Annotated in this window: 13 protein-coding genes; 7 read left to right on the forward strand and 6 right to left on the reverse strand. The window is 49.8% G+C overall.

Annotated features, from left to right (window positions below; all coding sequences use genetic code 11):
* Nucleotides 1-17: 17 nt before the first annotated feature.
* The 4 genes from SCARR_RS01280 to SCARR_RS01295 are packed head-to-tail and all read right to left on the reverse strand — an operon-like array spanning nt 18 to nt 3538.
* Nucleotides 18-728, reverse strand: a complete 711-nt coding sequence (locus SCARR_RS01280; RefSeq protein ID WP_136059723.1) for an SDR family NAD(P)-dependent oxidoreductase — start codon at nt 726-728, stop codon at nt 18-20.
* Nucleotides 725-1594 carry a peroxiredoxin gene (locus SCARR_RS01285; RefSeq protein ID WP_136059724.1) on the reverse strand — a complete coding sequence of 290 codons (870 nt, stop codon included), beginning with the start codon at nt 1592-1594 and terminating at the stop codon, nt 725-727. The genes SCARR_RS01280 and SCARR_RS01285 overlap by 4 nt, the downstream gene beginning before the upstream one ends.
* Nucleotides 1595-1623: 29 nt before the next feature.
* On the reverse strand, nt 1624-2493 hold the full coding sequence (locus tag SCARR_RS01290) for an SMP-30/gluconolactonase/LRE family protein (protein WP_136059725.1): 870 nt from the start codon (nt 2491-2493) through the stop codon (nt 1624-1626).
* A gap of 10 nt (nt 2494-2503) precedes the next feature.
* Nucleotides 2504-3538 carry an aldo/keto reductase gene (locus tag SCARR_RS01295; RefSeq protein ID WP_136059726.1) on the reverse strand — a complete coding sequence of 345 codons (1035 nt, stop codon included), beginning with the start codon at nt 3536-3538 and terminating at the stop codon, nt 2504-2506.
* 312 nt (nt 3539-3850) lie between these two features.
* Between SCARR_RS01295 and SCARR_RS01300 the strand changes: the two genes are divergently transcribed.
* From SCARR_RS01300 to SCARR_RS01330, 7 genes are all read left to right on the forward strand, one after another.
* The gene (locus tag SCARR_RS01300) at nt 3851-5149 is read left to right on the forward strand and encodes an outer membrane protein assembly factor BamB family protein (RefSeq protein WP_136059727.1); all 1299 of its coding nucleotides are present in this window, start codon (nt 3851-3853) and stop codon (nt 5147-5149) included.
* Between the two features lie 108 nt (nt 5150-5257).
* The gene (locus SCARR_RS01305) at nt 5258-5569 is read left to right on the forward strand and encodes a hypothetical protein (RefSeq protein WP_136059728.1); all 312 of its coding nucleotides are present in this window, start codon (nt 5258-5260) and stop codon (nt 5567-5569) included.
* A gap of 174 nt (nt 5570-5743) precedes the next feature.
* Nucleotides 5744-6895, forward strand: a complete 1152-nt coding sequence (locus SCARR_RS01310; protein WP_136059729.1) for a tyrosine-type recombinase/integrase — start codon at nt 5744-5746, stop codon at nt 6893-6895.
* A gap of 1 nt (nt 6896) precedes the next feature.
* On the forward strand, nt 6897-7775 hold the full coding sequence (locus tag SCARR_RS01315; protein WP_136059730.1) for a hypothetical protein: 879 nt from the start codon (nt 6897-6899) through the stop codon (nt 7773-7775).
* 160 nt (nt 7776-7935) lie between these two features.
* Nucleotides 7936-8205 (forward strand): hypothetical protein, encoded by a 270-nt coding sequence (locus tag SCARR_RS01320; protein ID WP_136059731.1) that lies wholly within the window; start codon nt 7936-7938, stop codon nt 8203-8205.
* A 217-nt stretch (nt 8206-8422) separates the two neighbouring features.
* Nucleotides 8423-9856 carry an AAA family ATPase gene (locus SCARR_RS01325; RefSeq protein ID WP_281281163.1) on the forward strand — a complete coding sequence of 478 codons (1434 nt, stop codon included), beginning with the start codon at nt 8423-8425 and terminating at the stop codon, nt 9854-9856.
* A gap of 192 nt (nt 9857-10048) precedes the next feature.
* Nucleotides 10049-10339, forward strand: coding sequence for an AAA family ATPase (locus SCARR_RS01330; RefSeq protein ID WP_136059733.1), 291 nt, complete (start codon nt 10049-10051; stop codon nt 10337-10339).
* Nucleotides 10340-10535: 196 nt separating this feature from the next.
* On the opposite strand, the gene SCARR_RS01335 is transcribed toward SCARR_RS01330, so the two are convergent.
* Both SCARR_RS01335 and SCARR_RS01340 read right to left on the reverse strand, forming a co-directional pair.
* Complete coding sequence (locus SCARR_RS01335) at nt 10536-11210, reverse strand: hypothetical protein (protein ID WP_136059734.1); 675 nt, start codon at nt 11208-11210, stop codon at nt 10536-10538.
* 187 nt (nt 11211-11397) lie between these two features.
* The gene (locus SCARR_RS01340) at nt 11398-12042 is read right to left on the reverse strand and encodes a hypothetical protein (RefSeq protein WP_136059735.1); all 645 of its coding nucleotides are present in this window, start codon (nt 12040-12042) and stop codon (nt 11398-11400) included.
* Between the last annotated feature and the right edge of the window lie 5 nt (nt 12043-12047).

The following is a 12047-nucleotide window of genomic DNA, read 5'->3' on the forward strand; positions in this document are numbered from 1 at the left end:
ATGCATTTTACCCCGTGTTATTTTTCCAGCCTTCGGAAGTCCTGCGCGGCATACATGCGGCCGCTCTCCGCCTGGTCGTCCAGCAGCACCGGCACCAGTGCGCCGGGCAGCACGGTTTCGACTTCGTGGTCGGCCTGTTCGCCGCCGAGATCGGTTTTCAGCCATCCGGGATCGAGGGTGTTAATGATCACGCCCGTTCCCTTCAGCTCCGTCGCGAGATCTTGCGTGTACTTGTCTACGGCGGCCTTTGAAACACTGTAGGGGGCCAGTTGCGGTTGATCCTTGATCCCCGATGAAACATTGACAATCCGCCCCCATCCGCGCGTCACCATCAGCGGGGTAAACGCATTGCAAAGTCGAATTACCGCGAAGAGATTAATATTGAAAACCCACTCCCAGTTCTCCAGCGGAATATCGAAAGCACTGTCTTTCCAATCGCTCCCAACCGCGGCGTTATTGTAGAGGATATCCACAGGGACCTGCTCGGCCAAGACCGCATCAATGACCGATTGATCGCCCGTTGGTGTTCCCAGTTCACCGGCCACGGCCCGTACATCCACCCCATATTCCTTCAGCAAACCAAGTGTTCCGGCGCAATGCTCCAGCGTCCTGCCGTGCAGGATAATGTTGCACCCTTCCTCGGCCAGTCCGATCGCGACCTGTTGACCAATGCCCCGGCTCGATCCGGTCACCAGCGCCCATTTTCCGTGTAGTTTTTTCGGGTTCAATTTTTCTCCAGGTTCCGAATGAATTCAACCACCGTGCTGCGGTCATCGGTCGCCTTTACCTCGGTATCCCGATAAACAACTTTGCCTTGCGGATCAATAATGAAGGTCCAGCGGGATGCCGTCGCACTGCGGCTCAGTTCGACCTCCTGGCTTTCAACGGTCCGTTTAATTGATTTTTCACCGGTGCGGACAGGCACTCCGAACATTTTGGCAATGGCTCCGTCGGGGTCGGACAGCAAAGTGAAGTTAAGCTGCTCTGCCTGCTGGAAATATTTGAGACTCTGCGGGGTGTCCCCGCTGATTCCGACAATCTCAATATTCGAGTCAGCGTCGCTTTTGACATAGTCACGGTAGCTGCAGGCCTGCTTGGTGCAGCCACCGGTCATGGCGGCGGGATAAAAATAGAGCACCAAATATCTGCCACCCGTATGATCCTGAAGCCTCCAAGGCTTACCGTCTTGATCCATAGCTTGGAAGCTTGGTGCCTTCTCACCGACTTGCAGGCCTTCAGCCAGCTTCAGCTCGAACCTTTCCTTGCTCCATCCATGAACCTTGTCATGGGCTTCGATGTATACTGTGGTTGTGGAATCGGGAAGCTGCACATTTTTCAGGTCACGCGTAAAAGGTTGGTCTTTGTGAGGATGCCCGAGTTCCCGGAGGCCTAGAACCTTGCCGTCTTTTGTCACAATCCGCCAACTGTCGGCAAAGTGTTGCCTGTCAACATCGGCATGGTTCAGGGTGACGGCGATTGTCCAGGTGTCCGAGGTTTTTGTGGCCTTGGCATTCACGATCTGCACTTCATTGGCTTGCGCGTTTAGGCCAAGGAAAAGGGCGAGAGTACACAATAAAAATTTCAGTGATTGCATGGTATGTCCTTTATTTTAGTAGGGCTGACTCAGTTGCCTGAAGGATCTTCCACCTTATAGGCGACAAGCCGGTTGTCGAAGAAGGTAGGGATCACCAGAAGCTTTTTGCCGGACAGATATTCAAAATCTGCCGCGTTCACTCCCGATGCTGTGGTATCCATTAGAACGATGGTTTTTCCATCTGCAGTGATGAGTGTTGTCCGGCCTTTCCAGTTGGAGGTGAAATAGTTTCCCTTCCCGTCGGGCTTGAGGCCATCGATGCCGGAGTCGGTTTGCGCGATGCGGGTGATTTTCTTGGTCTTGAGGTTTATGGAGTTGAGTTTTCCGTTCCGCGCGTCGCCGGCCAGCAACCTGTTCTCCAGCATGTGAAGGCCGTTTGGACGTTCCATTTCAGGGGATACCAGCCAAATATCGAGCCGCCCCTTGTTCAACCTGTAGATCCTGCCGTTCTCGGCCGAAGAGTCGCCTGTATAGATATTGCCATCTTTATCTGCTGCAACGTCGTTCAGGAAAACAGCTCCCTCCGCCGAATATCGTTTTGCAACGATTCCGGTCTTGAGATCAATCTGGACAAGTTCATCGATGTCGGAGACGTAGAGGCTGTTCCCATGGATGGCCATGCCCTTGGGTGCGTTCAGGCCGGTTGCCCACTTGAGCTTCACAACATTCCCGCCCAGATCCACTTGGGATATGAATCCCTTCCCGTTTTTTTCTGCTGGTTTGCCTGACACGTTGGACACGTAGAGCAGATGGTCCGCCGGGTTGAGAAGCGCACATTCGGGCACGTCCAGCACCGCTTCCGTTTTCCATGTTTCCACCAGCTTGCATACTGGTGCCGCCATGGAGATGCAGGCTGGTATAAGCACGCCCATTACGAGGGCGGATGATGCTTTGTTCATGGCCTCTCCCTTATGTTGTTTTGGACGAGCTGCGCAGATCCTTGTTCTTATAATACTCTACCTTACCCTCTTCGGCATAGGCGGCAACCTTTTCGGCGAGAGCCAGCCGTTGTTTTTCGGAGAGGGTTGTGAACCGTTTGACGATGGCGGCTTTCTCCTCGACAAATTCCGGCTTCTCGGCACCGGTAATCAATACGGATACGGGGAGCGACAGCGTGAAGTTGATGCATTCCTCAACAGACAGTGCGCCGGGAATTACCGGCTTGTCGGAGGTCCACTTAACTTTGCCGTTCATCTCCTTTTGCGCGAAGAAGCGTCCGTCGGCCAGCGTCTTCATCGCCAGAATACCTATGTTGTTTTGAAGCATCTTGGGAATGGTTGTTTCAATGAAGCTGTGCTTCGACGCTGCGTCCACAGGGTTGATCGGGAACTGGCAGGAGGTGCAGGCGTCCAGCACCGCCTTATGTTCGGTCATCCGGACGTGGGCATAGGGCGAGGCGTGTCCGGTAAACCCGATATGCCGGACCTTACCCTCTGCTTGAGCTTTCAGCGCTTCGTCCAGCACGCCCTTGGCCAACCGGTCGTCGGCATCAGCTGGATCCTTAAGCGAATGGATCTGCCATAGGTCGATGACTTCTGTATTCATTCGTCTCAGCGAGCCTTCAAGATGCTGGCGGGCGGTGGCCGCATCCTTGGCCTGGGTTTTGGTCATGAGAAAAATATCATCGCGGTATTTCGGGATGAGGTATTTTCCGTAGCGTTCTTCGCTGCGCCCTTTGCCGTAGCTTTCGGCGGTGTCAAAAAAACGGATGCCGACTTCCATCGCCTTTTCGATGGCGGCCTGAGCAGTGGCTTCGTCATCCGGCCAGCCGATATGGTAGCCACCCAGCCCGAGGCAGGTGACTTTTTCACCGCATTTTCCCAGCGTTCTTCTGGGAAGAACGGGGCCTAGACGATCCGAAGCAGAACCTTTTGATAATGCCACTGGCGGTGCGAGGATGGTCCCAGTGATCGCCAGTTGTTGAAGTAAATCTCTTCGTTTCATGCGAATACAATAGCCCCCATGTCGGGAATATAAAAGATCAATGCGGTGAAAATGACTGAGCCTAATGGCAACCTGTAGTTCTCAATATTCTTAAATCCAAGCGCCCGTTGCTGGGCCACTTCCGTTTTAGTAGAATCACCCTTGCAACCGTTCTTTTTTGCACCGTACGGTTCTTCCGAGTATAAGTAGACACGAACGCGGGACATTTTCCCTAACCTTAAAGGAAAGAACCATTGCAAAAGGCCGGGCACGTTCCTACAGTGCGAGAACTATCTGAGATAGAAGTGGTCTAATGCTAAGGGGGGCTGTACTATGGACAGGAAATTTATTTCACGAATCTTAGGGGTGCTGGCCTGCATGTTGACCGTGCTGGGCGCAGAAGGAAACGACTGGACTCAATTTCGGGGACCGGGCGGATTGGGTAAGGCGGAACAAGCCTCGGATTTGCCGACAACATGGGATTCGAAAAATAATATCGTATGGAAGTGCGACCTTCCAGGTCCGGGGACCTCCAGCCCGATTATTGTTGGCAACAAAGTTTTTGTGACCTGCTATTCCGGTTATGGAGAGTCGATTGACGCTCCGGGCAACATGGACGACCTTAAGCGCCATCTGATTTGCATCGGCCGCGATTCTGGAAAAATCCTGTGGGAAAAGAAATTCAAGACGGAACAGCCGGAATCTAAATACTCCGGCGCAAATAACACTCGCCACGGATACGCGTCCAGTACGCCGGTCACCGACGGCGAACGACTTTATGTCTTTTTCGGTATTTCGGGGGTCTACGCCTTTGATTTGGAAGGCACCGAGCTCTGGAAAACGATGGTTGGCACCGGCATCCATAACTGGGGCTGTGCCACTTCACTGCTGCTTCACGAAGGCCGGCTGATTGTAAACGCCCACGTTGAAAGCCAGGCATTGATTGCACTGGACACGGAATCCGGCAAGGAAGTCTGGAAGGTCGATGGGATTATCAAATGCTGGGGCTCTCCTATGCTGGTGGATGCCGGAAGCCGGAAAGAAGTGGTTTTGACCATTCCCGGCAGCGAGCGTAACAAGCCTTCGAACATCAAGGCCTTCGATCCGGCGACCGGCAAGGAATTATGGCATTGCGAAGGACCTTCAGACAGCTATCTTTGCTCGAGTGTGGTGTCCCACGACGGCATTGTCTACGTCATTGGCGCACGTAAAGCCAGTGCCTTGGCCGTGCGCGCAGGCGGTGAAGGCGACGTTACGGGAAGCCATATCCTATGGTCGGTGAAGTACGGCTCGAATGTCACCTCACCGGTCTATGTCGACGGGCATCTCTATCTCTTCCACGAAAAGGGGACGGCCGTGTGCCTTGATGCGAAAACAGGGGAGGCCTTGTTCGAGGAAAAGCTCGAACCCGCCGCAGGTCTCGTCTACGCCTCTCCGCTGGTCGCCGACGGAAAGCTCTATGTCTCTTCGCAGGACAATGGGACGTATGTCATCGACGCCAAGCCGGAGTTCAAGCTGCTTGCGGTAAATACGTTCGAGGATGATCCCTCGCGCGTCAACGCCAGCATTGCCGTATCAAAAAACCAGCTCATTATGCGGACCGACAAGGCGATCTACTGCCTCGGAAAATAATAGGGCGGAGAGTTGCTATAGGAGGCGGGCAGGAGGCATCGGGTCAATCTCTTCTTTCTGCGACTTTATATCTGGGAGATGGGGGCGGCCTTCAGGAATGTTTTTGTAATGTTCGACACACTGCCCTTGTATTTCGGGATGGCCTTGATTCTATTCCACTCGGGATGTTTTTTGAAGGCTTCCCGATGGACGCAGCGCAAAATGCGTTGGATGTGTTTTATGGAAATCACAGCTCGGTCGATATGCTCGACTATTTCAAACAACCTGACGGCTGGATCTACAAGCCGAGCTACGGCGATCTGGTACCCCTCTTTTTCCCGTTGGTCACTGCTTTCGCAGGCTCAAGCCTCGCTTCGCGTCGAACTGCAGTTCTCATCCCTCTTTTTACAAAAAAACGGCCAGCAAGAAGCTGGCCGTTAAAATGGCGGAGAGAGAGGGATTCGAACCCCCGGCGCAACACACACCCCTTTAAACACCAACAAACCCCCGCTTTTATAGGCTTTTATTATTTCGACGACATGATTTTCGCTCCACGTCATTGTAAGCCTCATTGTAAGGTGATATATCTTGATCCTCGAAAACCAAGGGGGCTACATGGCCAGCATACGAAAACTACTCGGTTCACGATTTTGGATTGCCTGCTATACAGACGTTACTGGGAAGCAGCGACAGCGTAGCACCAAAGAGACAGACCGCAAGAAAGCGTTATCTCGGGCGCATGAATATGAAGCGGCGTATCGGAAGCTGAAGACGGAACAACAAGCCCGACGCGTGCTCTCCGACATCTATGAAGAAATTCATGGTTCCCCGCTTGGTTCTGCCAGCACTGAAACTTTCCTTAAGCAATGGATTAAGCGGAAGGAAGCTGAATTAGCTCCATCCAGCTATTCTCGATACTCGGCGGTTGTTGAGCGGTTTCTCACGCATCTGGGAGAAAAGAGGCTTAGTGAAATCAGTTCAATCACCACAACCGAAATCACCGATTTTCGCGATAAAACATCGGAAGCAACCTCCATCACGAGCGGAAATATGGCGCTCAAGGTTCTGAGAACGGTTTTCACCGATGCGATGCGCGAATCGTTGACGGAAAGCAATCCTGCAAAATTGGTACCGATCATCAAACGAAAAAACGCTACGTCGCAACGGCGGGCTTTCTCGCTGCCGGAGTTGAAGTTGATTCTGGAGCATGCTTCCGATGAATGGAAGGGCATCATTTTAGCCGGTCTTTATACCGGGCAGCGCATGGGTGATATTGTCCGCTTGTGCTGGAATAACATCGATTTGACCCGGCAGGAAATCCGCCTTTCTTCGCAAAAGACAGGCCGTGTTATGATTCTACCCATTGCAAAACCTCTATTTGATTGGTTGATTGCCGAAGCGTCACAAGATGACCCAGAAGCTCCCATCTTTCTTCACTCCTATGACGTGATTGAAAGACAAAACGGGCGTGTTGCTTCATTGTCGAATCAGTTCAATAAAATTCTAGTCTCCGCCGGGCTTGCCCCAAAGCGTACCCACGCCAGCCAAGGGAAAGGGCGAAGCACAACAAGGGAAGTTAACGCCCTTAGTTTCCATTGCCTACGCCACACCGCAACAAGCCTTTTAAAAAATGCGGGAGTATCGGAAGCTGTTGCAATGGATATTGTCGGGCATGACAGCAAAATGATTTCTCAGAATTACACACACATTGAGGAAAACACTAAACGGAAAGCTCTGGATTCAATGCCAGATATTACGAAAGGATAGAATGAGTAATAACGAAGAGTTAGAGTCAAAGCGCGTAGCGCAAGAAGAGTGGGATTTCGCTGAGATTTTTAATTTCGCAATAGATAATGAAAACATCTCTGTTCTAGAAACTGCATTTTATTACGAATTCCTGCGCGAAATTCCTTCCGCGCCTAAAGCAGTCTGCTATTTCCAGAACCAAATGAAATTGGCAGATGAAATCCTAGAATCCACAGAAGAATTTCAAGATGCAAAATTCAAAGAAGGCAAACTGCATGGGCATAAATTCATGCCTATAATTTGGTTTCTTTTCGACTTCAAACATTTCCCCGACGCACCTATTACAAATGTTTACAGGGAGCTTGAGGAAGGCTTTTGCTTTGGATATCGAGGTTCGCCCATAAGAGAAATTTCTTACACCCAGATAATGCTCGCCACCGATCACCCATCAGCGTTTCATCCGGATACAGTCGCAAGCCAAGCTTTTCGAGATTCCTTCAAGAAAATAATGAGAAAGCACGTTTTCGGGGATATTGAGCATCATTCTGAATTTATGGCTTTGGGAATTAACTGGAACTATTCTGACACCGAAATACTCGATGCTGTGAAAGAGACTATAAGCCGAAATCGTCCAGAAAAATATGCTAACAATAAAACTAAACAGAAGAGAGATCCTCTGCTCAAAGCGCTGCCATTCAGTTACGATTATGAAACTCTCCTTACTGGGTTGGGGGTATTTCGTCGGTTTCGTAATTGTTCATGGTCGGAGTATGTAAAACTATACCCGCCCCCGAACGGTCAAGATGCTGGGAATTACAAAAGAGAACAAGGGCGATATATGGAGAAAGCTCAGAAAGCACTGAAGTGGTTTCATTCCCATCCATTCCCTGACCTCCCTTGACAGTCTTCGAATAAGCTTGCTGTCAATGGCACAAGAAGCATTTCGCTGGTGCCAATGACAGCCAGAACACTAAAAGTCACCCGATAGATTTATTTGTCGCTGATGCGCTTTCATAGCGCACATGAATAAATCCAACCAAACACAACAGAAGGTCGCTTCCATGACGGAAGCGAATCGCCCGAGTGAAAAGCCTGAATGGATTCGTTTGCCGAAACCCGGCGAACGTTGCATTCATACAGGCCTTTCCCGCTCCACTATGAACGAACTGGTTATTCCCTCCGATGCGAATGACTACCTCCCTCCCGTAAGAAGCGCGGTTATCAAAAAACGCGGCGCGATGCGCGGGATCCGCCTTATCTCCTATGACAGCCTCATGGGATATATCAACGGGCTCTGCGAGATCGAGTTTGACGAGGGGGAAGCCGCATGAGGCCGGGGAAAAGAAAAAGGCCAGTAGCTGCAACTACTGGCCTCGAAAAATGTCGGTCTCCAAGGATTCGAAAAACGACTACAGGAAGCTACCATTCCCGCCGGCCTGCGCAAGCGGATTGTCTAAGCAACATCGCTTCCATCTCGGAAATACTCCCGAAAGTATGGAAAAAGCTAGAGGAAACATATTTCCAGCAAGAAAACGGGGGCGGAAAATGATGGAAACACAATTTTCCCCTGAAGCGGAAGCCGGATTGCTTGGTTCCATCCTCTTGGAAGCTTCCCGCGTTATGCCGAAATGCATAGAGCGGGAAATTTCCCCGAATCATTTCTATGATCTTCGAAACCGGAAAATTTTTGAAATCCTGCAAAAAATGGACTTCCAGAAAATCGACCTTGTTTCCGTTTCCGATCAATTAAGGGAAAACGCCTCGGAAATCCCCATAGAATACTTTTCGGAACTTTCGGATTCCGTCGATGTTTCCGCCTATTCGGAAAGCTACATGGAAATTCTGGAAAAAACCTTCCGAAAAAGGGAAATGCTCGGAAAATTGCAGGAAATGGCTGTTTCCGTGGAGAAAGGGAAAACGAAAACAACGGAAACCCTTTTTCAGGAAATCCAGAAATTTAGGGAAAGGGGAGGTGACAATTTTCCGGAAATTATCGATGCAGCGGATTGGTGCGAACGCGAACCACCCAGCGCGGAACCGCTTTTGCGCGATACGTTCGACCTTGGCGACAAGGTCGCGCTTATCGGCCCATCGAAAACGCGAAAGACCTATTTCACGTTGCAACTCGCGCTTTGCGTAGCAACCGGGCACGATTTCCTTAACTGGGCAATAGAGAAACCGCGCAAAGTCCTTGTTTTGCAGTTTGAAATTAAGGACGCGCATTTTCATAAACGCGTAAACGCGGTTGCGCGCGCGATGGGATTAAGCGCGGACGCATTGCGCGGGAACCTGAGCATTGCGAATTTGCGCGGTGCGGACTTTCGCGCGTCGGATATCGCGCGCATCGCGAAGCGCGAACGCGCGGAGCTTGTTATCATTGATCCGCTTTACAAGCTGATAGACGGCGATGAAAACAGCGCGCATGACATGAAACCCATTCTCGCGGTCTTTGATCGCGTTATGCGCGAAACAGGCGCGGCGTTGTTGTATGTGCATCACGACGCGAAAGGAAGCGCGGGAGATCGCAATATGCGCGACCGTGGCGCGGGTTCTGGTGTAGTCGCGCGCGATTATGACGCATGCTTCGCGCTTACCCCGCACCGCGATAACGAAAGCGCGGTAGTTGTAAGCGCGCTTTTGCGCAATTACGCGCCCCAACCGGATTTCGTTGCGGAGTTTTGGAGTAATAAGTTCAAAATTTCCGACCTTCCCGCGGTTGCAGAGACATCGCGCAACGCGCGCAAGAAACAGGAGGTTACCGCGACAGACGCGGAAATCATCGCGCAAGCTGATTGTTCGATGTCGGAATTCAGATTGCGTCTAAAGGAAAAGTGCGGTCTGACAGATAGCAATGCGCGAAAAGTCATTGATGATTTCCCAGCTAATGGGAAATTAGAACGTTTCCGGAAACCGGGATCGCGGGAAACGTGGATTGCCACACCAGAACGAATAGAACAGCTGAAACTGGATTGGAAGTTTTGATTTGGCGTTTGGTGATTTGTTATTCCCAAACCTACCAAATACCAAGTCATTCATTTGTTATTTGGCGCACCCCTTTAAGGGTGCCAAATGACAAATGACTAAAGTTGCGCTTAAAACCACCTTTTTGCTTTCCGTCGCGACCAGGGGCGATTGCCTTGACGGGGAAGAGCCAAAAGAACGGAAGATGTAACGGTGCAATTTGAAATTAAAGACGCGCATTTTCATAAACGCGTAAACACCGTTGCGCGCGCGATGCGCATGGATATTGATAAATTGTGCGGAAACCTGAAAATCATGAATTTACGTGGCGCGGATTTCTGCGCGTCGCAAATCGCGCGCGCAGAACTCATCATCATTGACCCGCTTTACAAGCTGATTGACGGCGATGAAAACAGCGCGCAGGACATGAAACCGATTCTCGCGCTCTTTGACCGCGTTATGCGCGAAACAGGGGAGGGGGCTTTTGAAAACATTACTTCATAGGACTGGCCCGAGTACAAATAACGAATTAAGCGGACTGACCCCTGACTTAAAACCACCTCTTTGCTTTCCATCGCGACCAGGGGCGATATTCAGGATTTCATCTTGTGAGTTCATATTCTTTCAGTGCCGAACGTTAATCCTGATCCGCTTGGGAAATAGACTTTGACCGAATCTACGGGCGTTGTCCAAGTAGGGTCTAGGATCTGGTTGGCTGTTTTTTCTTCTTTTTTATATCCTCTCCAACGGCCTTCCACCACATCTTGAACATGGTAAAAATAGTATCACCCTTATCCTCCGGCGACCGCATGGAATGAACGTATATATCTTGATCATCCAGAAAGTATTCAAAATCAATTTGGCAGTATCGAATGTCGGGACATTGTTCACTGGTGAACTCTGGCCCTGTAAAGTACCACGTCCCGTGACTACGTGGGGCGATCCTTACTCCTGTTTTCACAATTTCTGTTCGATCTCTGGATAGTCCATGATGATTTGGGTCATGCCATAACCCATAAACAGGTCGGCCATCCTCCACAAGACGGACCGATCTTACAACGACTGGCTGGGACGTCTGATTTGGAAGCTCAATTGCGACAAAATGTTTTTGCTTAATACAGTCAATACCGCCAGAACAGACCAACTGGTTGAACGACTTAATGAGAGCGTCTCTTCGTTTGTTTTCATCACGATGTTTTATACGAAGAGTTAGGGCAGGATGGCCGAAGTATCGCCAGAATATGGCTCCTGCGCCAAGAATAGCAGCGGTCAAAACGCTAGTAATTATTCCGCTTCCATATTGAGTAATGAGGCTGGATGAATTTAATGGCTCATTCACTATAGCGTTTGTTACTTGTGCAATTGTGTTAGTCATTTTTTATTTGTAGCCAACGTCACGGATCACCCTGAGCGCGCGGAGCAATTGGAACCTCCAGAGTTTCCAGAACCTCCAAATAGTTTCTTGAATATACTCATATCTTTCCTTCCTTTCCTAACGTCTCGAAGCAGCGTTCGGGAGCGGAGCGACCGATAAGCTGACTTCGTTGGTTGGGTTATTTCGTTTAATTAGTATCTTTAGCTTTGTCTTTAGAGTGTGATGCCTCCACGGGATCCAAACTCAAACCTTTGCCATTTTTATATCCAGTTTTTATGAGATCGAGCAAAAGTGACATCGTTTTCTCAATACTACTCTCTAGGTCTTCCGAATACTTATAAATCCCGTCGGTTAACGCAGTCATTATTTCTTCAAAGTTTGGATTCGGTTTTTCAGGATGGTTTTGAAAATCAAGATGAAGTTCATTACGTCTTTTCATGGCTCCCACGAAAGAATCAAATGCTTCATCGATAAGATTGATTTCAGAAAGCAAGTTCGCATCCTTTGAGAAGAGGATAAAAACAAGTTCATCAATCTTTATTTTGGGAACGACGGGGTGTATTTCAAGTGGCAATAGTTTTATCCAACGGAGTGGGTTGTCCTTGTGTTCGTTTAGACTACCTTTGTTAACCCCCGTCACGAAATTTATGCGACTGGCCAGGGCAAATTGGGTTTCAACTATGACGTTCTTTTGGCGTTCAACTTCATCATCTTTCTTTTTTCTACGTTCAAAGGCAAATGCCGCTGTTGCACCCACAAATGCGCCCGCGATAATCTTGAGTGATTCTAGGGTGAATGTGAAAAATGAAACGGTTATTTCTTCATTGCTCATAATTT

The organism is Pontiella sulfatireligans, assembly GCF_900890705.1.
Lineage (GTDB): Bacteria > Verrucomicrobiota > Kiritimatiellia > Kiritimatiellales > Pontiellaceae > Pontiella > Pontiella sulfatireligans.

Bases quoted from the DNA above. Each gene is read 5' to 3' on its own strand.
- SCARR_RS01285 (WP_136059724.1), bottom strand. From the start codon at position 1,594: ATGCAATCACTGAAATTTTTATTGTGTACTCTCGCCCTTTTCCTTGGC.
- SCARR_RS01290 (WP_136059725.1), bottom strand. From the start codon at position 2,493: ATGAACAAAGCATCATCCGCCCTCGTAATGGGCGTGCTTATACCAGCC.
- SCARR_RS01295 (WP_136059726.1), bottom strand. From the start codon at position 3,538: ATGAAACGAAGAGATTTACTTCAACAACTGGCGATCACTGGGACCATC.
- SCARR_RS01300 (WP_136059727.1), top strand. From the start codon at position 3,851: ATGGACAGGAAATTTATTTCACGAATCTTAGGGGTGCTGGCCTGCATG.
- SCARR_RS01305 (WP_136059728.1), top strand. From the start codon at position 5,258: ATGTTCGACACACTGCCCTTGTATTTCGGGATGGCCTTGATTCTATTC.
- SCARR_RS01310 (WP_136059729.1), top strand. From the start codon at position 5,744: ATGGCCAGCATACGAAAACTACTCGGTTCACGATTTTGGATTGCCTGC.
- SCARR_RS01315 (WP_136059730.1), top strand. From the start codon at position 6,897: ATGAGTAATAACGAAGAGTTAGAGTCAAAGCGCGTAGCGCAAGAAGAG.
- SCARR_RS01320 (WP_136059731.1), top strand. From the start codon at position 7,936: ATGACGGAAGCGAATCGCCCGAGTGAAAAGCCTGAATGGATTCGTTTG.
- SCARR_RS01325 (WP_281281163.1), top strand. From the start codon at position 8,423: ATGGAAACACAATTTTCCCCTGAAGCGGAAGCCGGATTGCTTGGTTCC.
- SCARR_RS01335 (WP_136059734.1), bottom strand. From the start codon at position 11,210: ATGACTAACACAATTGCACAAGTAACAAACGCTATAGTGAATGAGCCA.
- SCARR_RS01340 (WP_136059735.1), bottom strand. From the start codon at position 12,042: ATGAGCAATGAAGAAATAACCGTTTCATTTTTCACATTCACCCTAGAA.